This is a genomic window from Rahnella aceris, from assembly GCF_011684115.1.
GTDB lineage: Bacteria > Pseudomonadota > Gammaproteobacteria > Enterobacterales > Enterobacteriaceae > Rahnella > Rahnella aceris.
The window spans coordinates 1,386,200-1,411,956 of sequence record NZ_JAADJV010000001.1 but is presented as its reverse complement, the minus strand read 5'-3'; the positions used below and the strand labels follow the sequence as shown (position 1 = coordinate 1,411,956).

The 25,757-nt window shown below is 54.8% G+C and carries 24 protein-coding genes; 9 read left to right on the top strand and 15 right to left on the bottom strand.

The window, feature by feature from the left end; all coding sequences use genetic code 11:
- Positions 1 to 37: 37 nt before the first annotated feature.
- From GW591_RS06335 to GW591_RS06320, 4 genes are all read right to left on the bottom strand, one after another.
- Positions 38 to 760, bottom strand: coding sequence for a DJ-1/PfpI family protein (locus tag GW591_RS06335; protein WP_013575550.1), 723 nt, complete (start codon positions 758 to 760; stop codon positions 38 to 40).
- Between the two features lie 148 nt (positions 761 to 908).
- Positions 909 to 1,847 carry an ABC transporter substrate-binding protein gene (locus GW591_RS06330; protein WP_013575549.1) on the bottom strand — a complete coding sequence of 313 codons (939 nt, stop codon included), beginning with the start codon at positions 1,845 to 1,847 and terminating at the stop codon, positions 909 to 911.
- 9 nt (positions 1,848 to 1,856) lie between these two features.
- The gene (locus GW591_RS06325; RefSeq protein ID WP_013575548.1) at positions 1,857 to 2,954 is read right to left on the bottom strand and encodes an LLM class flavin-dependent oxidoreductase; all 1,098 of its coding nucleotides are present in this window, start codon (positions 2,952 to 2,954) and stop codon (positions 1,857 to 1,859) included.
- A 200-nt stretch (positions 2,955 to 3,154) separates the two neighbouring features.
- A complete protein-coding gene (locus tag GW591_RS06320; RefSeq protein WP_013575547.1) occupies positions 3,155 to 4,048 on the bottom strand; it encodes a LysR family transcriptional regulator in 894 nt (297 codons plus the stop codon).
- A 187-nt stretch (positions 4,049 to 4,235) separates the two neighbouring features.
- Here GW591_RS06320 and GW591_RS06315 point away from each other — a divergent pair, with 187 nt between their 5' ends.
- Positions 4,236 to 4,841, top strand: a complete 606-nt coding sequence (locus tag GW591_RS06315; RefSeq protein ID WP_013575546.1) for a cysteine dioxygenase family protein — start codon at positions 4,236 to 4,238, stop codon at positions 4,839 to 4,841.
- On the top strand, positions 4,834 to 6,453 hold the full coding sequence (locus tag GW591_RS06310) for a rhodanese-like domain-containing protein (protein ID WP_013575545.1): 1,620 nt from the start codon (positions 4,834 to 4,836) through the stop codon (positions 6,451 to 6,453). The genes GW591_RS06315 and GW591_RS06310 overlap by 8 nt, the downstream gene beginning before the upstream one ends.
- A 43-nt stretch (positions 6,454 to 6,496) precedes the next feature.
- On the opposite strand, the gene GW591_RS06305 is transcribed toward GW591_RS06310, so the two are convergent.
- From GW591_RS06305 to GW591_RS06295, 3 genes are all read right to left on the bottom strand, one after another.
- Entirely contained in the window at positions 6,497 to 6,763 is a 267-nt protein-coding gene (locus GW591_RS06305) for a DUF3811 domain-containing protein (RefSeq protein WP_013575544.1), read from the bottom strand.
- Between the two features lie 319 nt (positions 6,764 to 7,082).
- Positions 7,083 to 7,376 carry a DUF1161 domain-containing protein gene (locus GW591_RS06300; protein ID WP_013575543.1) on the bottom strand — a complete coding sequence of 98 codons (294 nt, stop codon included), beginning with the start codon at positions 7,374 to 7,376 and terminating at the stop codon, positions 7,083 to 7,085.
- Positions 7,377 to 7,428: 52 nt separating this feature from the next.
- Positions 7,429 to 7,797, bottom strand: coding sequence for a DUF1283 family protein (locus GW591_RS06295; protein WP_013575542.1), 369 nt, complete (start codon positions 7,795 to 7,797; stop codon positions 7,429 to 7,431).
- 132 nt (positions 7,798 to 7,929) lie between these two features.
- Here GW591_RS06295 and GW591_RS06290 point away from each other — a divergent pair, with 132 nt between their 5' ends.
- Positions 7,930 to 8,256: a YnfA family protein gene (locus tag GW591_RS06290; RefSeq protein ID WP_013575541.1), complete on the top strand. Its 327-nt coding sequence runs from the start codon at positions 7,930 to 7,932 to the stop codon at positions 8,254 to 8,256.
- A 4-nt stretch (positions 8,257 to 8,260) separates the two neighbouring features.
- Here the strand turns inward: GW591_RS06290 and GW591_RS06285 are convergent, their stop codons facing one another.
- Complete coding sequence (locus tag GW591_RS06285; protein WP_013575540.1) at positions 8,261 to 9,166, bottom strand: LysR family transcriptional regulator; 906 nt, start codon at positions 9,164 to 9,166, stop codon at positions 8,261 to 8,263.
- A 312-nt stretch (positions 9,167 to 9,478) separates the two neighbouring features.
- On the opposite strand from GW591_RS06285, the gene GW591_RS06280 reads away from it, so the two are divergent.
- Positions 9,479 to 10,774, top strand: a complete 1,296-nt coding sequence (locus GW591_RS06280; RefSeq protein ID WP_013575539.1) for an NCS2 family permease — start codon at positions 9,479 to 9,481, stop codon at positions 10,772 to 10,774.
- A gap of 127 nt (positions 10,775 to 10,901) precedes the next feature.
- Here the strand turns inward: GW591_RS06280 and ydfG are convergent, their stop codons facing one another.
- From ydfG to GW591_RS06245, 7 genes are all read right to left on the bottom strand, one after another.
- A complete protein-coding gene (ydfG, locus tag GW591_RS06275) occupies positions 10,902 to 11,651 on the bottom strand; it encodes a bifunctional NADP-dependent 3-hydroxy acid dehydrogenase/3-hydroxypropionate dehydrogenase YdfG (RefSeq protein ID WP_112152274.1) in 750 nt (249 codons plus the stop codon).
- 126 nt (positions 11,652 to 11,777) lie between these two features.
- A complete protein-coding gene (locus GW591_RS06270; RefSeq protein WP_013575537.1) occupies positions 11,778 to 12,833 on the bottom strand; it encodes an aldo/keto reductase in 1,056 nt (351 codons plus the stop codon).
- Between the two features lie 25 nt (positions 12,834 to 12,858).
- Entirely contained in the window at positions 12,859 to 13,953 is a 1,095-nt protein-coding gene (locus GW591_RS06265) for an ABC transporter ATP-binding protein (RefSeq protein ID WP_013575536.1), read from the bottom strand.
- Positions 13,954 to 14,907: a carbohydrate kinase family protein gene (locus GW591_RS06260; protein WP_119261645.1), complete on the bottom strand. Its 954-nt coding sequence runs from the start codon at positions 14,905 to 14,907 to the stop codon at positions 13,954 to 13,956.
- Between the two features lie 26 nt (positions 14,908 to 14,933).
- Positions 14,934 to 15,773 carry a carbohydrate ABC transporter permease gene (locus tag GW591_RS06255; protein WP_015689933.1) on the bottom strand — a complete coding sequence of 280 codons (840 nt, stop codon included), beginning with the start codon at positions 15,771 to 15,773 and terminating at the stop codon, positions 14,934 to 14,936.
- The gene (locus GW591_RS06250) at positions 15,770 to 16,672 is read right to left on the bottom strand and encodes a carbohydrate ABC transporter permease (protein WP_013575533.1); all 903 of its coding nucleotides are present in this window, start codon (positions 16,670 to 16,672) and stop codon (positions 15,770 to 15,772) included. The genes GW591_RS06255 and GW591_RS06250 overlap by 4 nt, the downstream gene beginning before the upstream one ends.
- A 60-nt stretch (positions 16,673 to 16,732) precedes the next feature.
- Positions 16,733 to 17,983 carry an extracellular solute-binding protein gene (locus GW591_RS06245; protein WP_013575532.1) on the bottom strand — a complete coding sequence of 417 codons (1,251 nt, stop codon included), beginning with the start codon at positions 17,981 to 17,983 and terminating at the stop codon, positions 16,733 to 16,735.
- 542 nt (positions 17,984 to 18,525) lie between these two features.
- Between GW591_RS06245 and GW591_RS06240 the strand changes: the two genes are divergently transcribed.
- The 5 genes from GW591_RS06240 to xdhB all read left to right on the top strand — a co-directional run bounded on the left by GW591_RS06240 (position 18,526) and on the right by xdhB (position 25,747).
- Positions 18,526 to 19,698, top strand: a complete 1,173-nt coding sequence (locus GW591_RS06240; RefSeq protein WP_173362098.1) for an ROK family transcriptional regulator — start codon at positions 18,526 to 18,528, stop codon at positions 19,696 to 19,698.
- Between the two features lie 120 nt (positions 19,699 to 19,818).
- Positions 19,819 to 21,171 carry a guanine deaminase gene (gene guaD, locus GW591_RS06235; RefSeq protein ID WP_126124892.1) on the top strand — a complete coding sequence of 451 codons (1,353 nt, stop codon included), beginning with the start codon at positions 19,819 to 19,821 and terminating at the stop codon, positions 21,169 to 21,171.
- Complete coding sequence (locus tag GW591_RS06230) at positions 21,168 to 21,836, top strand: TetR family transcriptional regulator C-terminal domain-containing protein (protein ID WP_013575529.1); 669 nt, start codon at positions 21,168 to 21,170, stop codon at positions 21,834 to 21,836. Before guaD ends, GW591_RS06230 begins: the two co-directional genes overlap by 4 nt.
- A gap of 115 nt (positions 21,837 to 21,951) precedes the next feature.
- Positions 21,952 to 23,355 carry a xanthine dehydrogenase small subunit gene (xdhA, locus tag GW591_RS06225; RefSeq protein WP_013575528.1) on the top strand — a complete coding sequence of 468 codons (1,404 nt, stop codon included), beginning with the start codon at positions 21,952 to 21,954 and terminating at the stop codon, positions 23,353 to 23,355.
- Positions 23,348 to 25,747, top strand: a complete 2,400-nt coding sequence (gene xdhB, locus GW591_RS06220; protein ID WP_166860325.1) for a xanthine dehydrogenase molybdopterin binding subunit — start codon at positions 23,348 to 23,350, stop codon at positions 25,745 to 25,747. Before xdhA ends, xdhB begins: the two co-directional genes overlap by 8 nt.
- The last annotated feature ends 10 nt before the right edge of the window (positions 25,748 to 25,757 follow it).

Here is a 25,757-nt window from a genome sequence, read left to right as displayed (position 1 = left end):
GGGCGACAGTTCACAGTTTCTTCAACTCGCTGAAAACTTAGCTTATCTGTGTATTAATAAACTCGCCTTTGCGTAGTTTAAGCCCTGCTGCGGCTGTCGCGAGGCGCCTTGTCTCAATAAAGGAAGCCATCTGTTTTTGTGCCTGTTCAACGTGTTTCGCGGATGCCACACGGGGAGAACCTGACGAAAAGGGCGGTTCAGGGTCGTACTCCATTTGCAACTGAATACCTTGCGCTATGTCGTTGCCATAGATATCGGCAATGACATTCAGGGCAAAGTCTATGCCTGACGTTACCCCCGCACCGGTGATCCGGTTGCGATCCCTGACGACGCGTTCATTAACCGGTTCGGCCCCCAATAATTCAAGCTGGTCAAGCGAAGCCCAGTGGGAAGTGGCTTTGTACCCCTGCAACAGGCCTGCTGCGCCCAGCACAAGAGAACCGGTGCATACTGACGTCACCAGCCGGGCATTTTCACTTTTCTGGCGGATAAAAGTGAGCGTCTCATCATCGGACATCAGTTTTATCTGGCCTGGCCCGCCGGGGATGCAGATGACATCCAGTTCAGGGCAATTTTCAAATGTGTGAGTGGGTAAAATACGCAGGCCCCGGTCAGACGTCACGGGTTCCGGCGTTTTCCAGATAAGATGGACTTTGGCCCCCGGGGCTCTGGCGAAGACCTCAAACGGCCCCGTCAGATCTAATTGGGTCAGTTCCGGAAACAAAAGCATGCCGATTGATAAAGCCGGAAAGTCGCTCATTTAATGGTCCCCGGTTGCCAGACATCAGAGGTCAGATTGATAAAGGAAGTGATTAAGCAGAGTAGTCAATTAACCTGCGTATGACTACCCATCACTCCCCAATTTTTCGGGAAGTGATGGAACCGGGGGGCGTTACGCTTCTTCGCGATTATTTCAGCAGGAACGAATGATCAAAGGTGCCGCTGACATTCAGCGCGACGGGCAATAATCCCTGCGCGTGATAGAAATCTGCTGTTTGCTGTTGCTGCGTCTCGGTTGCGGCATCTATCGGCTGCCAGTAGGATTTACGCCGCTCGAACCCCAGCTTTGCGGCGTCCAGCGGGAAGCCGATGATTTTCGCCAGTTTTTCGCTGTACGCATCCAGATTTTTATACGCCCATATCTGTGCATCGCTCAGGCGCTGCAGATAGTCAGCGATGGCCTCGCGTTTAGCTTTATCTTTCAGCGCCGTATCCGTCGCGGCAAGGAAGCTGTTACCCGACCACAAGCCGCGGCCATTTACGACCACACGCAGATGATCCTGAGTCTCAGCGAAGGCGGTGTAGGGTTCCCACGTTGCCCAGACATCCACTGAACCTTGCGTCAGTGCCAGCTTCGCATCGCTTGGCGGCAGGAAGCGGAACGTGACGTCTTTGGCGCTCAGTCCGGCAGAGGCAAGGGCTTTCAGCGCGACAAAATGTCCGATGGAACCGCGGTTGGTCGCGATACTTTTGCCTTTCAGATCCGCGGCGCTTTTGACCGGGCTGTCCGGTTTCACCAGCAGCGCGGTGCCGTAGGCGTCTGACTTATCCACGGCGATGGCTTTTACCTGCGCACCTGCGGCCTGTGCAAATAACAGCGGCGCATCACCGATGATGCCCACATCTACCGCCTGTGCATTCAGCGCTTCTGCCAGCGGCGCAGCAGCCGGAAACTCTGACCATTCAATTTTATAGGGCAGCTTATCCAGCTTATTTGCCGCTTCCAGCTGTGCCCGCATGTTGCCTTTCTGATCGGCGACCCGCAGGGTAATTTGTTCGGCATTTGTGGCGAACACAGCGCCGGTCAGCGTGACCAGCAGCAGAAGATTTCTCACATTCAGTCGCATCGGGTTTCCTTAAATCAGGGCAGTCACGGCGGTGTGTTTTCGGGCTTCCCGCGCAGCGATTTTCTGCTTCGTCAGCGGGATCAGACTCTTACCGTATTCGACGGCGTCATTCAGCGGATCAAAGCCGCGGATCAGGAAAGTGGTGATGCCCAGATCGTAATATTTCAGCAGTGCATCGGAGACCTGTTCCGGCGTACCGACCAGGGCCGTAGAATTGGAACCGCCGCCAATCAGCCCGGCGATGCCGGTCCACAGGCAGGAATCGAGACGATCGCCTTGCGCGACGGCTTTCAGTAAACGCTGAGCTCCCACGCTTTGGGGTTTGGCTGCCAGCACCTGACCTTTCTCAGCTTGCAGGGCGGTGGCTTTAGTGAGAATTTCATCCGCTTTCGCCCAGGCTTCTTCTTCTGTTTTGCCGAGGATAGGGCGGAAGGAAATACTGAAGTTAATATCCCGGTTGTGTTTTGCCGCAGAGGCTTTTACCGCTTCCACCGTTTCTGCCGCACTGGCCAGCGGCTCGCCCCATAACGCAAACACATCCGCCTGTTTACCTGCAACACGGATGGCATCATCGGAAGATCCGCCGAAAAATACCGGCAGTTTTTTCTGACAGGGCTTAATGGCAGAGAAAGCATTTTCCGCCTGATAAAATTCACCCTGATGGTCAAAACCGGTTTCTGAATACCAGCTCTGTTTCAGTACATCGATGTATTCATCCGTGCGCTGATAGCGGCCGGATTTCGCCACATAATCACCGTCACGGCGTTGTTCCGCATCGCTGCCACCGCTGATGATATGCACTGCCACGCGACCATCAAGCAGGTGGTCGAGGGTCGCCAGCTTACGGGCGGCGAGGGTCGGCGCGACGAATCCCGGCCGGTGAGCCAGAAGAAAATGAATGCGGGATGTGCTGGCCCCGGCGTGCGCGGTGACCAGAAAAGCATCGGGCTGGTCGGAGGCATAGGCCACCAGAATGCGGTCAAAGCCAGCATCTTCATGGGCTTTGGCGAAATCGGAAATGTATTTTTTATCGAAAATCGGGCCGGTCGGTGGGATGATTTCAGAAGCCAGACGGTGTCCGATCATACCAATAAATTGCACGCTCATAGGCTGTCACTCCTCGGGATGAGGCCAGCGGATGAAGGTCTGCGCTGGCAGGAGTTATCACCATAAACGGCAACTTACTATGTGAGAAATTCATTATCTTCATAAGCTAATATAAAAAATGTGCATGAACAGGTGTTGCTTTGGGCACCGCGCCCAGGGGGTTGACCTTAATGCCAGTCCGGATGGCAATCCCATAATCACTACCTGCCACAATCCAACCCGTTAGCAATCGCGGCGGCAAACGCATCAATCGCCGGTACCTGACTCGCAGGAACGTTGGGATAAATCAGCCACAACTGGCTGCGGGGGGCGAAATCTTTCAGGTCATACAGCGCCAGTTCAGGGCGCAGTGCATGTTTTTCTACCAGCGCGCGCGGCATCAGCCCCAGGCCGCGCCCTTCAGCAATCAGGGATAATTGTAAGGTCGTGCCAAACGCCTCAAGATTGATGAGCAAAGGTAAACCCTGTTCAGTCAGCGCGCGCTGCAGGGCGGCGCGGAAACCACAGCCATGCGGATTGAGGATCCACCCGTGCTGATAACAATCTTCCAGACGTTGTGGCAAAGCCTGCGGTGCTTTCGGGCCGACAACCACTAAATCGACCGTACCCAGCGGCTGGTTTTCGACACCCTCAGGGAATTGCTTACTGGCAGGGAACAGCACGACCGCCGCTTCCAGTTCCTGCTGCTGTATCCGTAACAATAATTCGTCGCCCCAGCCGCTGGAAAGTCGCGGCTGGATTTGCGGAAATTGCGCAGACAGGGTTTTCAGGGCAGGCAACAGACTGCTTTCGCTCAGGCTTTGTGGCACGGCAAGGCGCAGAAGGCCGGAAGGTGGACTGTCGGCGGCAACCAAATCACTGAGCGCATCCACCTCACGCAAGATATGACGGCATTGCTGATAAACACGGTTGCCCATCAGCGTGGGTTTCAGGGGTTTGGTCTGGCGGTTCAGCAGCGGAATGCCCAGCGATTCTTCAAAATTTTGTACCCGACGGGTAATTGCCGGCTGTGTCAGCCCCAGCTCATCGGCAGCAAGCCGGGTAGATTGCAGGCGGATAACGGCGACAAAAGCAGTCAGGTCTTCAATTTTCATAGGCACTCAGCGTCAGGATTAACGTAAAAACGGCTGCCGGCAGGATAAAACAATTTTCACGCGGACGCTGGATCCTGATGCACATTTTTATGTGTGATTTGCATATTAGCTTATCCATAAAATGAATTTTGCTTGGATCATGGCGATGCTAACCTGTCGGAAACAGTGATGAAGTATGAGGAAAGTGATGACGACTTTACAGCTCGCGCCGCTGAGACAATTTCTGGCGGACTTCACCCGGCTGGTGCAGGAACCGCACGGTCAGACGCAAATACTGGCGCAGGGAAGCGAACTGCTGACCCGTCTTATCGGCGAAGATAACTGGCTGCCGGAGGAGTTTGCGCAGCCTCATCCTGAACATTATCAGCAATATCTCTTGTACGCCGATCCGCTGTCGCGTTTTTCTGTGGTGAGCTTTGTCTGGGGGCCGGGGCAGAAAACACCGGTGCATGACCATCGTGTCTGGGGGCTGATAGGTATGCTGCGCGGTGCAGAAGTCAGCCAGAATTATACCCGCCACCCCGACGGAACGCTGCAACCGGAAGGAAATCCCATTACGCTGCACGTTGGCGACGTCGGGAAAATCTCCCCCGATCACCTGGATATCCACCAGGTCAGCAATTTTTTCAAGGATCAAGTATCGGTCAGCATTCACGTTTACGGCGGCAATATCGGTGCGGTTTCACGGGCGGTTTATCTGCCAGACGGCACCGGGAAAACCTTTATTTCCGGCTACTCCAGCCCGCACCTTCCCAATATCTGGGACCTGTCAAAAGAGAGAAATCATGACTGATTCATATTCACTGCCTTTGCGCCATTTTTCTGAACTCCGCGAGGCGTTGCTCGAAGGACAGGATGTGGCGCTGGTTGACCTGCGTGAAGAAGCGGCCTTTGCCACCGGACATCCCTTATTTGCTGCCAATCTGGCTTTGTCTAAACTCGAACTGGAAGTGCTGGATCGCATACCAAACCGTCTGACGGCTATTACGTTGTATGACAATGGTGAATTTTATGACGTGCAGCGCGGCGAGCGTAAAACCATGCGGGCGGCTCAATTGCTGAAATCGCTGGGGTATCAGAATATCGCGTTGCTGGCCGGTGATCTGGCTGGCTGGAAAGAAGCGGGTGGTGAGATATTTATTGATGTGAACGCGCCCAGTAAAGCCTTCGGGGAATGGGTTGAACATCATTACGAGACACCGTCCCTGAGTGCCGAACAGGTGCTGGCATTGCAACAGCAGGGGGCAAACATTGCTGTGCTGGATGTGCGCCGTTTTGATGAATACCAGGTGATGAGTATTCCGGGCGGCGTGAGCGTACCGGGAGGCGAACTTGTGCTGCGCCTGAAAGATGTGGTGCCTGATGACAACACGCAGGTGATCATCAATTGTGCGGGGCGTACCCGCAGCATTATCGGCACGCAATCTCTGATTAATGCCGGATTTACGCAGCCGGTGTCTGCATTGCGTAACGGTACGATTGGCTGGACGCTGGCGGGGCAGGCACTGTCGCACCTGCAACATAAACAGTTTCCGGCACTGAGTGAAGCCTCACGCAGGGTTGCGCTGAAAGGCGCGCAAACTCTGGCTTTACGCGCGGGCGTGCGCTCAGTGACGTTGTCACAATTACGTAACTGGCAACAGGATGATTCCCGCACGTTATACGTGTTTGACGTGCGCACGGCAGAAGAGTTTCGTGCCGGGCATCTGGCAGGCACGCGACACGTTCCCGGTGGCCAGTTGGTTCAGGAAACCGATCACTATGCCAGCGTTCGTGGCGCGCGAATAGTGCTGGTGGATAATGATGGTGTGCGTGCGCGCATGGCGGCCTCATGGCTGGCACAGATGAACTGGGAAGTGTACATCGCCGAAGTGAGGGCTGAAGATCTGACTGAACAAGGCGACTGGAAAGCCCGGGTTGCGCCCGCACCGGCTGTGGAATCTGTCAAACCGGAACAACTGCTGAACTGGCTGAGTGAGGGTAATACCGGCATTCTCGATCTCACCACCAGCGCGAATTTCCGTAACCGGCGCATTCCGGGTGCGGTCTGGACAACACGGGGCAATATCCCGCAAATTATTGCCTTACAACCGCAGAAAGCGCGTTGGGTTGTCACCTGCACCAGCGGTTTGCTGGCACGTTACGCTGTCACGGAAGTGGCCGGATTAACCGGCAAACCCGTTTATTTGCTGGAGAAAGGCACGGTGGGCTGGATCGACCACGGGTTGCTGCTTGAGCGGGGGGATTCTGTTTATCTGGACGACGCGCAAGACAGATATCGTCGTCCGTACGAAGGCACGGATGTCAGCCCGCAGGCGATGCAGGATTATCTGGACTGGGAATACGGGCTGGTCGGGCAGTTGGAAAAAGACGGAACGCACGGTTTCAGATTACTGGAAGCCTGAGGGCTGAACCTCTGCGTGAGGAACGCAGAGGTTCAGTTAACGTTTAACGACGACCACGCGGATGAGTGCGGGCTGTCCAGTCGTATGTTGCAGAAGTGCTTGGAACGGCTTTATTACGGCGCTTTTCGGCCCGCGCTTTCGCAGCGACTTTTTCTTTTTCTGCCATCAACGTATCGATGTAGTCATCTTTAATCCGGTTATTTTCCGAATTCGTCAGCTCACGGCCCTGTGCTTTACGGGCTCTGTCCAGCAGTGTTTTTAACTCACGCTGTTCGCTTTCCGTCATATCTTGTTGGGTCAGTCTTTTCATTTTTACCGCATCCTGTGAGGAAAGTGGCTACCATTGTAGTCGAAATGGTGGCAGGAGTCGCTGCAACTCATCACCTTACTTGTTTTGTTTTTTTAAAAGGCAGTTGTTTCAGAAAGCTTGCTGAACGGAGCGGCAGCGTGTGTTGAAAACGTGAAGGGATATCCGGGAGGGAAAAAGCACTTTTCTCTCCCGGTGGTTTCGGTGCGAAGATCGTATGATAACTGTTATTAAGAAACCGAAAGGTTCCCGATCAGGTCATCGGGCTTTCACTGCAAGTGATAAACCGCCGGTGATATCCGCTCCGACATCACCGCGAATATTACTGTGAATCCTGGCTGGTCCCGGTCTTAGGACTTGCCGCTGAACTGTCACCCGCATCGGCGGTTTTGGTATACACAATCTTCTGACTGTCATTGCCGCAGTGGCCCACGACCTGCCCGCCAGCCTGATCGGCCTGATCATTTGGCACGATATCGAGTTTAAACCCTGATTCAGGCAAGCCGTTTGCCACGATTTTCTGGGTAATGTCAGCTTTTACGCTTTCACAGGAAGCCTGTGCCATCAGCGGTGCGAACATAACGACAGCAAGACCCGCTAAAAGTGTCTTTTTCATCATTCATTCCTTTTATGAAAACCAGTGTACTTATGAGTCTAGCAGATAGGATTTACGGAGCCAGTAACTGACGGCCATTACGACGGTCAAGGCAGCGCTCAGTGTTCGGTTCCCAGTACGCATTGATGTTTTGGCTGGCCTGACACTTGTCGCGCAGATCAATCGAATTGTCGTATTTGGAGAAGTCTTTCTCGTTACGCTGGTTTTTCATGGCGCGCAGGCGTTGGGTTTCATTCCATTGCTGTTTGCTCTGACGTGCTTCTTCGTTGGTCATGGCATCATTGCCGGTACCGCCAAAGACACAGGTTCCGCCCGCACAATTGGTGGCCGCGAGTGCAGGCGCCTGCCAGCTGGCGGTTATAACCAGCAAAGCCACAGGCAGAATGCTGCGGGTCAGTCGGGATTTAAACGTTGTATTCATCAGCTCATCCTTTTAATTTACACATCGCTCAGGCGAATAATTGCATTATAACATCCGGCCGAATGACGTCACCCTTTGCCGGTAAACTGGTTGATATCTTATTGAACTTCGGACTGTAAACCTGGCCCAATTATGCTCAAAACGTCTTTACTGTTCTTTGCGACCGCACTGGCAGAAATCATTGGCTGCTTTTTACCTTATCTCTGGCTGCGCAAAGGGGCAAATGTGCTGCTGTTATTACCTGCGGCGCTCAGCCTGGCGGCGTTTGTCTGGTTGCTGACATTGCATCCGGCGGCAAGCGGCAGGGTGTATGCGGCTTACGGCGGGGTTTATGTTATGACTGCCATGCTGTGGCTGCGGTTTGTCGATGGCGTGAAGCTCAGCGCCACCGACTGGCTGGGCGCATGTGTGGCTCTGGCGGGGATGCTGATCATCATTTCTGGCTGGAAAACGGCGTGAACGGCTATTGCGATAATCTTTCCATCAGCACAATCACTTTCTGAATCACAATTTGCGCCGCGCGGGATAACTGGCGGCGCGGGGCAACGCACAACGCCAGCGTCAGCGGTTTGGCACTGCGGCCCTGAAGCGGCACAAACGCCAGTCGCTTTTCCTGTAAATCTGGCAATACATCTAACAAACTCAGCACGCCGACACCGGCCCCTTTGCGGATAAGTTCGCGCATCATGCGCACGTCATTACAGACGATCGACGGCGTTTCCAGTAACTGATAGCGGTTATACAGCAGTCTGGCGCGGGCATTGACCATCAGCGGTTCGGAGGGAATGATCTGCCGGTAGGAGGCGATGTCACTGAACGACAACGATTCCTTCTGCGACAGTTTATGACCCACCGGCATCGCAATCCCGATGGGTAATTCCGCAAAAGCGCGTACTTCCAGCCCGGTATGTTCGACGGGATCGAGCAACAATCCAAAATCCACTTCCGCTGAACTGACCTGTTCGCTGATGTTCCGGCTGTCTTCGATGCGGATATCAAACGTCAGGTAAGGGTGTTCTGCGCCCACGTCGGCAATCAGTTCCGCCACCATGCCTTCGCTGAGAGCGGCAATCATAGAGATGGTGACATGCCCGCGTCGCAGTCCCTGAATTTCATCGAAACGTTCGCGGGTGCGGGAAAATTCTTTCCGCCAGCGGCGGATGTCATCGAATAAAATTTCGCCTGCTGAGGTCAGTTTCAGGCCTGTCGGCAAGCGTTCAAACAGCGGGGTTTCCAGCGTTTGTTCAGCCTGCAGGATCTGCCGGTTTATGGCTGAAGCCGAGACGTGCAGCACTTCTGCCGCTTTGCGCAAACTTCCTGTTCGGGCGACTTCGGTAAAATATTGCGAAAAACGGGAGAATGGCGACATGGGTGTACTAATTTATGCAGTGAATAAGTGAGATAACTATTATGGACTGCATCACTCATTTTTCCTAGATTGTGCGATGCCCCTTTGTAAAACAATCACCTCAGGTTGTTTTACAGGCAAAACGGGCAATGACAGGGTTCGTCAAAACACGTTTAGGCTCGCGTGCCGTATTCCACGGGATAATGGTGGGACGAATTGTGGCGTTCGTTCTGCTGGTGCGCGCGCGTGTGTTTTGAAAAACAACACTAATAACAAGCGTGCATTTTTGATCACCAGACTGAAAGTGATCACGCGACCAAGAGATTCCTTCTCATGTTAGAAAAACTATTTAAGTTAAAAGCTCACCGTACTAACGTGCGGACTGAGATTGTGGCTGGACTCACTACATTTTTAGCAATGGCCTACATTCTGTTTGTTAACCCGTCTATTTTGGGCGCGACGGGGATGGATAAAGGTTCGGTTTTCGTGGCTACTTGTCTTGCTGCCGCAATCGGTTCCGCACTGATGGGCTTTATCGCCAACTACCCGATCGCACTGGCTCCGGGCATGGGTTTAAACGCCTTCTTCACCTACACCGTGGTGCTGCATATGGGTTACACCTGGCAGATCGCGCTGGGGGCCGTTTTCCTTTCAGCCTGTATTTTCTTCGCGTTATCGATTTTTAAAATCCGCGAATGGATTATCCGCAGTATTCCGCTGCCATTGCGTTCGGCCATTGCGGCGGGTATCGGTTTATTCCTGGCGCTGATTGCGCTGGAAAATGCCGGTATCGTGATCGCTAACCCGGCGACGCTGGTCGGTCTGGGCGATCTGACCAAGCCGGGGCCGCTGTTTGCGATGCTCGGTTTCATTCTGATTGTGGTGCTGGAAGCGCGTAAAATCACCGGCGCGGTGCTGATCGGTGTGCTGGCCGTGACCGTTCTGGCGATTGCGCTGGGTTATTCGCCGTTTGGCGGCGTAATGTCGATGCCACCTTCCATTGCGCCAACCTTCATGCAACTGGACATCAAAGGCGCGTTTAACGTTTCGCTGATTAGCGTGGTGTTCGCGTTCCTGTTCGTGGATGTGTTCGACAACTCCGGCACCCTGATTGGCGTGACCAAACGCGCAGGGCTGGCGGATGAAGACGGCAATATCCCGAAAATGGGCCGTGCGCTGGTCGCTGACAGTGCGGCGGCGTTGTTCGGTTCACTGCTCGGCACCTCAACCACCACCAGCTACATCGAATCCGCAGCAGGCGTGAGCGCTGGCGGACGTACCGGTCTGACGGCGATTGTGGTGGCTATTCTGTTCCTGCTGAGCCTGTTCTTCGCTCCGCTGGCAGGCAGCGTTCCGGCCTTCGCAACGGCTCCGGCTCTGTTGTTCATCGCGGTTCTGATGACGTCTGGCCTGGCTGAAATCGACTGGAAAGACATCACCGTGGCAGCGCCTGTTACCGTGACTGCGCTGACCATGCCGTTCACGTATTCCATCGCCAACGGTATCGCATTTGGTTTCATCACCTGGACGCTGGCAAAACTGCTGACCGGTCGCTGGCGTGAGCTGAATTCTGCGCTTATCGTCTTGTCGATTCTGTTTGTGATTAAACTGGGCTGGCTGAGCGCGTAATACGTTTTCGGTTGCCGGATGTCGGAAAGGCGCGGGCAGGTTGCCGCGCCTTTTTTGTGCGCACTGATAAAAGGCAGATAATAAAAAAGCAGCCGGAGCTGCTTTTCGTGTCAGTCAGGGCGCAATATTACCCTTCGCGATGTACCTGCAAACCGGCGAGAGACTGGCTGACCGGCATCATTTCGATGCTGTTGATGTTGACGTGTGCCGGCAGGGTGGATACCCAGAATACGGATTCGGCTACATCGGCTGCGGTGAGCGGATTAGTGTTATCGTAGGTTTTACTGACTTTCTCGTCGTCGCCTTTAAAGCGCACGCTGGAGAATTCAGTACCACCGCACAGGCCCGGCTCGATATTGGTGACGCGAACGTGGGTGCCATGCAGGTCGGTGCGCAGGTTCAGACTGAACTGACGCACAAACGCTTTGGTCGCGCCATACACGTTGCCGCCTGCGTATGGCCAGTTGCCTGCGGTGGAACCGATGTTTATCACATGCCCGGTGTTGCGTTCAACCATGCCCGGCAACACGGCGCGTGTCATGTACACCAGCCCTTTGGTGTTGGTGTCGATCATTTTGTCCCAGTCTTCCAGCGAGGCTTTATCCGCTTTTTCCAGACCGAGTGCCAGACCGGCGTTGTTAACCAGAACATCAATGTTACGCCAGTCAGCAGGCAGGCTGGCAATAGCTTCTTCAATAGAAGCCCGGTTAGTCACGTCCAGTTCAACAGCGTACAGCGCGTCTCCCAGTTCGGCTTTCAGGTCATCCAGACGCTCTTTACGGCGACCGGTAGCAATCACTTTATGGCCTTCTTTAACAAATTTACGTGCGATTTCAGCACCAAATCCGGCAGTTGCGCCGGTAACAAAAATAATCATCCCGGTATTCCTCAGTTTTTAAGCAAGGTGTGCACGAGGCCCACTAAAGAAACTCTTTAAGTATTAACACAAAAATAACGAGACCGGCATAGTCAACCGGTCTCAGTGCGTATCATTTTGTTGCAGTTACTTTTTCAGATAGGGCGCGATCAGCGATAAATCCGCTACAGACAAGCGATCCGGTGCGGTCTGCGCCTGATGCCAGTAAGGATACAACAAAGGTAACTGGCTGACCTGATTAAGTCGTTCAATTTCTTCGTTATTGAGGGTTAAATCAGCGGCGAGCAGGTTATCCTGCAACTGCGTGTCGTTGCGCGCCCCGACAATCACCGAGGTCACCTGCGGACGGGCAATCAGCCAGGCCAGCGCAATCTGCGCCGCAGAAACGCCACGGGCTTCGGCGATGTCCACCAGCACATCGACCACGTCGTACAGCGCACTTTCATCACGCACCGGCGGTTCGCCCCAGTCGGCCAGATGACGGGTGCCTTCCGGTGCCGCCTGATTGCGGCGATATTTACCGGAAAGCAGGCCGCCTGCCAGCGGGCTCCAGACCAGCACGCCCAGCCCCTGATCCTGCGCGGCAGGCAGCAACTCATATTCAGCTTCACGCGCCTGCAGGGTGTAATGGATTTGCTGACTGACCGGGCGGATGTAGTGGTTAGCGTCGGCCACGCCCAGCGTTTTCATCACGTGCCAGGCGGAGAAGTTAGAGATACCGACGTAACGCACTTTGCCACTGCTGACCAGATCGTCGAGCGCCCGCAGCGTTTCTTCCAGTGGCGTCAGGCCGTCCCATTCATGCAACTGATATAAATCCAGATAATCCGTGTTCAGACGTTTCAGGCTGGCTTCACAAGCGCGCAGAATATGATGACGGGACGAACCACGGTCATTCGGGCCTTCACCCATTGGAAAGCGGGCTTTACTGGCCACCAGCACGTCGTGACGTTTGTTGCCCAGTGCTTTACCGAGGATCACTTCCGATTCACCGCCAGAATAGACATCGGCGGTATCGAACAGGTTAATCCCGGCATCAAGACATAATCCTGTCTGGCGTTGTGCGGCCTCAACGTCAGTTTGCCCGGTTTTGGCAAATTTCCCCTGACCACCAAACGTCATGGTACCCAGGCTGAGAACTGAAACTTTCAGGCCAGACCGGCCTAACAGACGGTATTCCATAGTTTATCTCCATTGAGAGTCATTTTTACCGCAGATCCTCTGCCAGCCGTTCACCGGTCTGGGCATCAAACAGATGGATCGCCTCGCGGTTGGCATCGAGATACAGCGGCTGACTGGCGCTGATACGGGCGCGTCCGGCGAACTGAACGTGCAGCGGGAAACCGCACCAGTCGATGTGCAACAGGCTGCTTTCTCCGGTCACTTCCAGCAACCGTAATGTGGCGGCAGGTTGGGTACTGTGCTCTGCCGGTTTTAAATCGTGCGGACGCAGGCCGAGCGTGACGGGTTCTCCCTCAGCGTGCCGTGCCTGCAACGCCCACTTCTCCGGCAGTGCGAACCACAACTGATTACAGTTCACACCTGGCTGACCGTCAATATTGCGGAAGACGCCGCTGAGCAGATTCATGGGCGGTGAACCGATAAAACGCGCCACAAAGGTATTTACCGGCTTATCGTAAATCGACAACGGGTCGCCCTGTTGTACGATAAAACCGTCTTTCATCACCACGATATTATCGGCCAGCGTCATGGCTTCGATTTGATCATGGGTCACATATACCGTGGTGGTACGGAACTGCTGATGAAGCGATTTGATTTCTGCGCGCAGTTCCATACGTAACTGGGCATCGAGGTTGGAAAGGGGCTCATCGAACAGAAACACTTTCGGATTACGCACCAGCGCACGACCCATCGCCACACGCTGGCGCTGACCGCCGGACAAATCTTTCGGCAGGCGTTTCAGTAAGTGATCGATACCCAGCACTTTTGCGGCCTGTAGCACTTTGGCCTGTTGTTCGGCTTTCGGCACCTTCTTCACCTGCATGTGGAATGCCATGTTTTCGGCCACGGTAAGATGCGGATACAGTGCGTAACTCTGGAATACCATCGCAATATCACGATCGGCGGGGTCAAAATTATTGATCTGCTGTTTATCGAGCAGAATATCGCCGTCAGACAGGGATTCCAGCCCGGCCAGCAGGCGAAGTAAGGTGGATTTTCCACAGCCCGAGGGGCCGACCAGCACGGTGAAACTGCCGTCAGGGATGGTCAGATCCAGCGGTTTCAGCACCTGCACTTTGCCATAATGTTTGGCGACTTTTACCAGTTCTACCAGAGCCATTTAGATTTTCTCCACAAGGCCAAAAAGTGATTGCCAGTCAGGGTAACGGCGCGGGGAACTGCTGATGGCACAACCGGCAACGCGAACTCCCCATTGCAGCGCCGTGGCAGGCGGCAGGCCATAAATCAGCGCGGATAAAAACCCGGCATTAAAACTGTCTCCGGCACCGATGGTATCGACCACCCCGACCGGTTCGGCGTGCTGATGCAGCGTCAGATTTTTGGCCCACAGACGCGCACCCTCCGGCCCGCATTTCGCCACGCAAAAGGCGTTATCCGCCATCTGCTCCAGCAACGTCAGCGCGGCGGCGTCCAGTGTGGTGGCGTCGGCCAGCCCGAGTGTTTCGACTTCATTGAGCAGCAGCGCATCGCAGAATGGCAGCCATTTTGCCGCCTGTTCACGTAACGCATCGCTCCAGTCTTCCGGCGGCCAGCCACTGTCGACAGCCACCTGATAACCACGCTGTTTCAGCGCTGCCAGGAGTTGCGGATAGTCAGTGTAAAGCGCGGTACACAGCCAGGTGCCGCACAGCAATACCCAGTCTCCGGCCTGTGCCGTTTCAGGGATTTGCCCCAGAACGTCCTGCATGGATAAACGAACTATATGTCCCTGATTGCTGAAAAATGTTCTTTCGTGATCAGGATGTGTCACGCCAAAGGTCAGCGAGGTTTCGCAATCGCAGGTCGGCCAGCGTGAGGCGCTTTCCGGGAACATACCTGCCAGCCAGCCGCTGAACTGGTCATTGCCCTGATTTGCCACCAGACGAAAAGGGGAACCGAGCGCAGAGAGTGCCAGCGCGCAGTTTCCCGCCGACCCGCCGGGGCGCAGTGAACTGCTTTCGAGCATCGCTTCCGTGCCTTTTTTCGGCCATTCGTGCAACGTGCTCATGATCAAATCCACGTTGATATTGCCCGTCACATACAGCGTGGCGCGGGTCAGAGGTTTTGTTGTCATTGATGAGGTTTCCCTGATGTTCATTTTCAGCCCTTGCTGCCACCGGCGGTCAACCCGCTGACCATGGTTTTTTGCAGCCAGAGCGCAATAAAGAGCGGCGGAATGGCCGCAAGGATCCCGACAGCGGCAATCAGACCGTCGTCAGTGGCGCGCCCGGCGGTGAATCCGGCGATGGTGACCGGCAGCGTCTGGGCGTCGATATTGTTGGTAAACAGCAGGGCGTAGAAAAATTCATCCCAGGCCAGCAACCAGCCAAACATCGCAGATGCACCCAGCGCCGGTTTTGCCAGCGGCAGGGTGATGCGCAGCAATACTTGCCAGTAACGTAGCCCGTCGAGACGCGATGCCTGTTCGATATCCACCGGCAGCGCGTCAAATTGGTTTTTCAGCATCCAGGTGAGGAACGGCAGGATCATCGAGCAATACACCAGAATCAGCCCGAGATGGGTATTGAGCAGCGCAAGCTGTTGCAGGATGAAATACAGCGGCAGCACAAACGCCACCGGCGGAACCATGTAAATCGCCAGGCTGCCAAACAGCCAGCCGTCGCGACCGGGATAGCGCGAGAAGCTATAGGCCGCCGGTATCGCCAGCATCAACGACACCAGTGTGGCACCACAGGCGACCAGCACACTGTTGCCGAGCGCATGCAGGAACAGCGCACCGGGCGTTCCGGCCTGTAAGGTCAGCAGGCGGGTATAACGGTTGAAATCCCAGTGGCGCGGCAGCCATTCCAGCGGAATGCGGGTCAGATCTTCCGCCGAGCTGACGCTCATCAGGAACATCCACAGCAGCGGGGCAAGAATCGAAATGGCCACCATCAGCGCCGCAAAGTAACGTAAAACGAGCCGGATTTTTTGTTTCATTCGTTGCTCCCTGAACGGCGCTGACGCAGTAACATCACCATGTAAATCATGATCAGCAGTGCGCAGATCAGCGTCATGAGTATCGCGTACGCAGCACCGCTGCCAGCGCGCAGATAACTGAACGATTCCTGATAGACAAAGAAACTGATGGTTTTGGTGCTGTCGAGCGGCCCGCCACGGGTCATGACATAAATGATGTCGAAGATTTTGAAGGCGTCGATGGTGCGCAGGACAAGCGCGACGGCCAACGGTGCGGCAATCGCCGGTAAGGTGATTTTACGAAAACGGCGGAAAGCCGATGCGCCGTCGAGCCGTGCGGCTTCGAATAAATCTTCCGGAATGGTTTGCAGCGCCGCCAGCACCAGCAGGGTGATCAGCGGATAGTTTTTCCAGATATCCGCGAACATCACGGCATTGATCGCCGAAGACGGATCGCCGAGCCAGCTACGGTAGGCGTCAATCAGCCCGAGCTGAGAAAGCAGGGCGTTAATGCTGCCGTAATCGGGATTAAAGTTCAGCCGCCACAGGGTGGCGTTGACGATAGTCGGCAATGCCCATGGCAGAATCACCAGCACGCGCAGAGCGCTGCGTCCCCAAAACGGCTGGTTCAGCAACAGCGCGACCAGCACGCCGATGATGCCTTCAATAACCACTGAGACGACAGTGAAATAGAGCGTCCGCCAGAGTGCGGCGCGAAAATCCGGATCCGTCAGCGCATAGATGAAATTCTCGCTCCCCACCCAGTTGGGCGCAGAACCGTCGCCGATTAACCCGGCATCCGTAAAGCTGAGCCACAACGTGCGGGCGAGCGGCCAGGCGGTCAGTAAGAACATCATCAGAAGCATGGGCGCAAGCAGCAACCAGGCCTGACGTTTCTCGCGTTGGGGTAATGTCAGCATATCTTTTCCCAGCCCGTCCGGCCGGAACCGGGCGGGCTATTATAGTGTTGGCTTTAAAACTTAACGTAAACGATCAGCGGCTTTGGTTGCGGCTTCCATACCATCCTGAGCCGGGGTTTTACCCTGCAATACCGCCTGAATGTTTTGCTGCAAGATGTTCGACAGACGGGAGTAATCTGCTGTAACCGGGCGCGACAACATCACATTCAGCGAGGTTTTCGCCGCCGCGATCAACTGCTCCTGATCTTTCTGCACCGCCGGATCTTCATAAGACGATTTCCAGATTGGCAGACTCAGTTTGGCGTATTTGTTCTGCACTGGCTGCGACGTCATGTAGCTGATGTATTCCCATGCCTGGTCCGGATGTGCGCTGGCTTTGGCGATGCCCAATCCCATCGACCCGTTAACGCCGGATGCGCCGCCTGCGGTTTCACCCGGTGCCGGAATGACCCCCACGTCACCCGCGACTTTGCTCTGTTTCGGGTCGTTCGCCATGTTGTACATGTAGGTCCAGTTCAGTGCGAAAGCCGCATCACCGTTGGAGAACGACTTACGCACATCTTCTTCCAGATATTCACGCGAATTCGGGTTAGTCAGCCCTTTATCCAGCGTCTCTTTCATGTAGCTGATGGCTTTCATCGCGCCGGAATTGGTGAAATTCAGTTTGCCGTCTTTGTAGAAATCCCCTTTGAACGCCGACACCAGCGTGGTGTAGTCGCACAACAGCGCTTCGGATTGTGACCAGCTCCAGACCAGCGGATATTTCACGATGCCTTTTTCTTTCAGGATCTCAGATTGCTTTTCAACATCAGCCCAGGTGGCGGGCGGGGTAGTGATCCCGGCTTTGGCCAGCATGGCTTTGTTGTAATACAGATATTTGGTGTCGAGGATCCACGGCATCCCCCAGCGTTTATCTTTGTAGGTCACGGTAGAAATCGCGCCGTCAAAAATCTTGTTGCTTTCTTCAGCCGGAATACGCGCCGTGACATCCTGCAACAGGCCGTATTTGTTAAATTCAGCAGGCCAGATCGCATCGAACAGCACCACGTCATAACCTTTGTCACCGGCACCGCGTGCGGCGACGATTTTGTCGTGCAGGGCTTCATATGGCACAAACTCCAGGTTCACTTTGATATCCGGATGCTGTTTGGTGAACTCGGCGGTCATTGCGCGGATATCCGCTTCGCTGTACGCCGCCTGAGTCATAAATAAGGCACTGAGCGTCGTATCGGCCAGCGCGCTGGCGGAATATCCCAGGGTGAGGGCAGAGAGGGCGCACAGGGTGGCCGCAGGGGTAAATCGTAGGCTCATCGTCATTCTCCGAAACAGGGTTAGGTTTATTAAATCAATTTGATTGCTTTAATCGGCTAAAAAAAATGGGAAGGCATAACTCTGCCAGTCCCTGCGTCCCTGCCGGATTTACCCTTCATACTTCGGGCTGCTGATGCGTTGGCTACGCTCCATCACCCGAATCACTGACTTATGTCAGCTCATCGGGATTCACTCGCTTGCCGCCTTTCTGCAACCCGAATTATCTTGGGTATAAAACGTGTGCTACACGGATGATTCAAATCTAAATAATGACTGGCGATTATTATTAACATGGCAATAACATTCAAAGCTGTGATGCCACCGTCATATTCATATCATCCCAGGTTAACCCTAAATAATTCGGGTTGCAGGAAGGCGGTAAGGCACGAATCCCAGGAGCATAGATACCTATGTGACCGGGGTGAGTGCGCGCAACCAACGCATCTGCAATACGAAGTATGACGGGTTAATAAAATCAATTTGATTGCTGTAATCACTGGCCACATACTGCCCGCAAGGTCTTCACCGTGGAGAGGGATGTGATAACAACGTCTGGTACCAATCTTGAGCACGCCCGTGCTCACAATCGTCGGGTGGTGATCGAAGCCATTCGCCTTAACGGTGAACTGACCCGCGCTGAAATCGCCCGGCTGACGTCGCTCACCCCCCAAACGGTCTCCAACATTGCCACCGAACTCGAGCAGGCGGGTATCCTGTCTTCCCACCTGCCGCGCCGTGCGGGAGGGCGTGGTCAGCCAGCAACGCCACTGACACTCAATCCTGACAGCGCCTATTCAATAGGCATCCATCTTGATCATCAGTCGCTGCTGACTGTGCTGGTGGATCTGACCGGAACTGTTCGCTTTCGCAAACTGATCCATGTACAGAAACCGCAGCCAGAGCCCACGCTGGCTCTTATCGATCAGGTTCTGCAAGAAATGCGCCAACAGGTGAAAATTGACTGGCGAAAAATATTAGGCGTGGGTGTGGTGATGCCGGGGCCGTTTGGCGTAGAAGGCATTTCCTCACAAGGGCCGACCACGTTGCACGGCTGGGATAATATTGATATTGAAGCGCGTTTAAGCGCCGCGACCGGCTGGCCGGTGACGCTGGAAAACGATGCGACGGTAGCCGCAATCGGTGAGCGTTTTCACGGTGTGGCCAAGCAATTATCGTCGTTTGTGTATCTGTATATCGGCACCGGGCTGGGTGCCGGCATCTTCACCGACGGACGGATTTACACCGGTCATGCACACAATGCGGGCGAAGTCGGCCACATTGTGGTGCAACCGGGCGGGCGAGAATGTTATTGCGGCAACAAAGGCTGCCTCGAACGTTATGTTTCTTTGCAGGCGGCGTATGAAGCCTGCGGACTGGATCCGATGTCGGCCATGCCCGAAGATCTGCTGAAAGTCGATGAAAAAGTGTTCGATAAATGGCTTGATACTGCCGTCGAACCGGCACTCCAGGCCATCAATATTATGGAATGCGTGTTCGATGCGCAGAGCGTGATTATCGGCGGCACCATGCCTAAACCATTGGTGGAAAAGCTGATTAAGCGCCTGACGCCCCTGTATAATTCGGTGCGCAGCCGGTACGCGCAGAGTGCACGCATTCGCCTCGGGATGTCCGGCAGCGACACACCCGCGCTCGGTGCTGCCGCGTTGCCAATATTTGATGAATTCAATCCGCAATATGAAGTGCTGTTGAAGTAGTCTTTCCGCAGGCCGTAAAAAACATCCAGACGGTCTGACCGGTTGGTCAGATTTGGCATAAGCTTTGCAAATGTTCTGTTATCAATCGTGAACGAGAATGTTGCAGAGAAGGACAATGCCATGAGTCAGATCATCACCCGCGCCGTCCGCGGAAATTTCTTCGATGTCCGCGAGCCGGTATTACGGCCGGAAGATTTAGAAGCGCAGGTGCGTTATATCGAAGACGGCCTGATGTTGCTCAGCGGCGGCACAATCATCTGGCTGGGAAGCTGGCAGGAAGGTGAGGGCAAGCTGGCGCAGGCACGTAAAACCGCTGTTCTGGAAATTGATGATTATCGCGACAAGCTGATCGTCCCGGGCTTTGTCGATACGCATATTCACTATCCGCAGACCGAAATGATCGGCGCGTACGGCGAGCAGTTGCTCGAATGGCTGACGCGCTATACCTTCCCGACCGAACAACAATATCACTGCGCGGATTACGCCAGGCGCATGTCGAAATTCTTCATCAGTCAGTTGCTGCTTAACGGGACCACCACGGCGCTGGTGTTTGGCACCGTTCATCCGCAGTCCGTCGATGCCCTGTTTAAAGAAGCCTCCGACATCAATATGCGGCTGGTGGCGGGCAAAGTGATGATGGACAAAAACGCCCCCGACGCCCTGCTGGAAACCCCTGAAGAAAGTGAACGCGACACGCGCGGGCTGATTGCGCGCTGGCATAACCGCCAGCGTCTGAGCTATGCGCTGACGCCGCGTTTTGCGCCGACATCTTCGCCTGAACTGCTGCAAAAAGTGCGGTTGCTTAAGCAGGAATTCCCCGACGTGTACATGCATACCCATCTGAGCGAAAACGTCGCCGAACTCTCCTGGGTGAAAGAAATGCACCCTGAACATCAGCATTATCTCGACGTTTATCATCAGTACGGACTGACCGGCGAACGTTGCGTGTTTGCACACTGTCTGCATCTGGATGACAGTGAATGGGATTGCCTGCACGACACCGATTCGACTATCGCTTTTTGCCCGACGTCTAATCTGTTTCTGGGCAGCGGTCTGTTTAATTTGCAGAAATCCTGGCAGAAACAAATTCGCGTTGGCATGGGCACGGACGTCGGTGCGGGCACCACCTTCAACATGCTGGAAACGCTGTCAGAAGCCTACAAAGTCGGACAACTGCAGCGTTACCGTTTATCTGCATTCGAAGCCTTCTATCACGCCACACTCGGCGGCGCACGGGCGCTGCACCTCGACGATAAAATTGGCAACTTTAGTACCGGTAAAGAGGCGGATTTTGTGGTGCTCGAACCGGGTGTCAGTGCGCTGCAAAAATTACGTGCCGCCAACAGTAAAACGCTGGCTGAAAAGCTTTTTGTGCTGATGACGCTGGGTGATGACCGCAATGTGTATTGCACCTACGTTGACGGCGAACCGGCGTATGTACGGGATGCTCAGCGGGAGGAACTCTCAGCATGATGAACAGTGATACCGGCGGCAAAGTCCGCCTTGCGCGTGAACGCACCCTGGAAAATATCCACGCGGCGGCCATTGCAGAATTCAGTGAAAAAGGTTTTCAGGGGGCAACCACTCAGGCCATTGCTCAGCGCGCCGGGATCAAAAAAGCCCAGTTGCATTACTACATCGCGGGCAAAGAAGAGTTGTACGAAGAGCTCTTGCAGAAAGTGCTGAAAGTCTGGGGCGATATCATTCAGTTCGACCCGTCCCTCAGCGAACCCGAGGCGGTGCTCAGCCGTTATATCCGCAATAAGCTGAATTTCTCGTTCGATCAGCCGCAACTGTCGCGCATTTTCACCAGTGAGGTGCTAGGCGGCGGTCACTATCTGCATAAATACTGGCCGCTGGCCACGCAGAATATCACCGGCAAAGAGAACCTGATCCATCAGTGGATTGAGCAGGGGAAAATCCGTGCGCTGGATGCCCGCCTGTTCATCATGCATATCTGGGCGGTGACGCAGTATTACGCCGATTTTGCGGTGCAGGTGAAGCATATGTACGGCAATTTCGAAGGCGATGAACAGGCGCGTGAACACATTATTGGTGAGGTTACGACACTGATTCTGAATGGCTGTAAAGCCTTTGCTCCTCCCCCTGCGAAGGGGGAGGCCGGGAGGGGGTATTAAGGGCAAACTCCCAGTCAAAGCATACATCAACTTTTTGATTTTGCTTTAAAACCCCACCCCAACCCTCCCCTTCGCAGGGGAGGGAGCAAACCAGTGATTTTTGAAGGATATGATCATGATCCAATTTCTGATGAACGGCAGGATCCACACGGAAAATCTGCCCGCTGACACGACGGTATTACAATATCTGCGCCGCGATGCAGGGCGCTGTGGTACCAAAGAAGGCTGTGCCTCCGGTGACTGCGGCGCCTGTACGGTGGTGCTGGCAGAAAAGCAGGGTGAGCAACTGCAATACCGCACGGTCAACGCCTGCCTGACCTTTATGCCTGCGGTGCATGGCAAACAGCTTATTACGGTTGAAGATCTGAAACATCGCGGCGAGCTTCATCATGTACAGCAGGCGATGGTGGATAATCACGCTTCGCAATGCGGTTTCTGCACGCCGGGTTTTGTGATGTCACTGTTTGCGATGGAAAAAAATAAACCTGTTTTTACGGTTGAAGGCGTGCAGGAAACCCTTTCCGGCAATCTTTGCCGTTGCACGGGTTACCGGCCAATCATGGATGCGGCGAAAGCCATTTGTGAAGCCCCGCAGGCCGATCAGTTTGATGCTGATGCCCGGCAAACGCTGGAAAAACTCGCCGCGATATCCGCGACTGAACAGCCGGTGACTATTGATGAACTGGCCGGACGTTATCTTGCCTGCCCGGATTCCCGTCTGGTGGCAGGCGGTACCGATCTGGCGCTGGAAGTCACACAACGTTATCAGCGCCTGCCGAAGCTGATTTCGCTGAGTCATATTCCCGAACTCAAGGCAATTACGCTGACCGGTCAGGCTATTCATATTGGCGCCGCCGCGCCGCTCAGCGCCTGTATGCCGTTTTTACATGAAGAGTTCCCGGCGTTTGGCGAACTGCTCGAACGGTTTGCATCACAACAAATTCGCAACCAGGGGACCTTCGGCGGCAATATCGCCAACGCTTCGCCAATCGGTGACGGCGGGCCGGTGTTGCTGGCGCTCGGCGCTTCGCTGCTGCTGCGGCGTGGCGCTGAACAACGGGAGTTACCGCTGGATCAGTTCTTCCTCGGTTATCGCAAAACTGCGTTGCAGCCGGGCGAATTTATTGAACAAATCCGCATTCCCCGCAATACCCCGGCGGCACGCCAGTTACGGGTTTATAAAGTGTCGAAACGGCTGGAGGACGATATTTCTGCGGTCTGCGCGGCGTTGCATATTGAAGTGCTAAATGGCGTGGTGGTGCATGCACGCGTGGCGTTTGGCGGCATGGCGGAAGTGGCGAAACGGGCCAGCGGCTGTGAGGCGCAATTACTTGGTCAGCCGTGGCAGACGGCAACTGTCGAGCGGGCCTGTCAGGCGCTGGAACTGGATTTCACGCCAATCAGTGATTTTCGTGCCAGCCGGGAATACCGCATGCAGGTGGCGAAAAATCTGCTGCGCCGCTGCCATATCGAAATGACTTCTCCTGAAACACTGATGCGGGTAACACATTATGTCTGAATCGAAACCATCACTTTCTCAGGCTGAGATGGAAGCGTTGTTCCGCACGGGGTTGCAGAGCGGCGTGGGCAAAAGCCAGAAACATGAAAGCGCGGAGAAACACGTCAGCGGTGAAGCGGTGTATATCGATGACCGGCTGGAATTCCCCCGTCAGTTGCATCTGGTGCCGCTGCTCAGCCCTCATGCGCATGCTGACATTTTGCATATTGATACCGAACCTTGTTACGCCGTACCGGGTGTGGTGCGGGTGATGACTGCACAGGATGTGCCCGGCAATCTGGACATTGCACCGCTGACCCATGGCGATCCGCTGATGGCGCAGGGCACCGTGCAGTATGTCGGCCAGATTGTGCTGGTGGTGGCGGCAACCTCAATGGAAGTCGCCCGGGCGGCGGTGGCGCTGGCGAAAGTGGAGTATCAGCCGCGTGACGCCGTGCTGACAGTGAAACAGGCGCTGGCGCTGGAACATTACGTCGAAGAACCGCATCAGCATAAACGCGGGGACGCGGAAATGGCGCTGGCCTGTGCGCCGCACCGTTTACAGGGCGAACTGGAAATTGGCGGCCAGGAGCATTTTTATCTCGAGACGCAGATTGCCTCAGTGATGCCCGGCGAAGACGGCGCGATGCTGGTGTACAGCTCGACACAGCATCCGACAGAAGTGCAGAAACTGGTGGCCTCGGTGCTGGATTTGCCGATGCACAAAGTCGTGGTTGATATGCGACGCATGGGCGGGGGTTTTGGCGGCAAAGAGACGCAGGCCGCTGGTGCAGCCTGCCTTGCCGCGCTGGCGGCGCATCTGACCGGACGTCCGGCAAAGATGCGGCTGTCGCGTCAGGATGACATGCTGATCACCGGCAAGCGCCATCCGTTTCATGTCAGCTATGACGTAGGGTTTACCGATGACGGCGTCATTCACGGTATCGACATTAAACTGGCGGCCAACTGCGGTTATTCGCTGGATCTCTCCGGTTCTATCGTCGATCGCGCCATGTTCCATTCCGATAACGCCTATTACCTCGGCGATGCGCTGATCACCGGTTATCGCTGTAAAACTCATCTTGCGTCGAACACCGCTTACCGCGGATTTGGCGGCCCGCAGGGCATTGTGGCGATTGAGCACATCGTTGATCATATTGCCCGCGAACTGGGTCTGGATCCGCTGACGGTACGCAAAAATAATTACTACGGTCAGGAAGTCCGCAACGTTACGCATTATCACCAGCCCGTCGGGCAAAACCTGTTGCAGGAGATGACGCAGCAACTGGAGGATAGCGTGGAATACACCGCAAGACGTGACGCTGTCACGAAATTTAACCGCAGCAACCCTTATCTGAAAAAGGGGCTGGCGCTGACGCCGGTAAAATTTGGTATCTCCTTCACCGCCAGTTTCCTCAATCAGGCAGGCGCGCTGGTGCTGGTGTATACCGATGGCAGTATTCAGCTCAATCACGGTGGCACAGAGATGGGACAGGGGCTGAATACCAAGGTCGCGCAGGTGGTGGCTGAGGTGTTTCAGGTGGATATCAGCCGGATTCAGATCACCGCGACTGATACCGGCAAAGTGCCCAATACCTCGCCGACGGCAGCGTCATCCGGCGCTGACCTGAACGGTAAAGCGGCGCAAAACGCGGCGGAAATCATCAAAGGGCGCATGGTTGAGATGCTGATGCGTGTTCATGATGCGCAGGAAACTGACATCACCTTCAGCAACGGTCAGGTGCGCGTTAAAAATCAGTATTTCAGTTTTGAACAGGTGGCGACCCAGTGCTGGCTGAATCAGGTGCCGCTGTCCAGCACCGGCTATTACAAAACACCGAAGATTTTCTATGACCGCAGTAAAGCCGCCGGGCATCCGTTTTATTATTTCTCCTACGGCGCGGCTTGCGCGGAAGTATTGGTCGATACGCTGACTGGTGAATACAGGCTGTTGCGGGCAGACATTCTGCATGACGTCGGCGACTCACTGAATCCGGCGATTGATATCGGTCAGGTGGAAGGCGGATTCGTGCAGGGCATGGGCTGGCTGACCACGGAGGAGCTGGTGTGGAATGACAAAGGGCGCTTAATGACCAGTGGTCCGGCGGCGTATAAAATTCCGGCAATTGGCGATATTCCGCAGGATCTGCGCGTGAAACTGGTGGAGAACCGTAAGAATCCGGAAGATACCGTTTTCCATTCCAAAGCCGTGGGTGAACCGCCGTTTATGCTCGGGATATCCGTCTGGTGTGCCATCAAAGATGCCGTTGCCAGCCTGGCCGGTTATCGTGTACATCCGCACCTTGATGCACCTGCCACGCCGGAAAGAGTGCTTAACGCCATAAATCAGATGCATTTTCAGGGTGACGTTGTCACTCATTCCGCTATGGTTAGCGCAAAAATTGCCGGCTGACGGGGGTTCT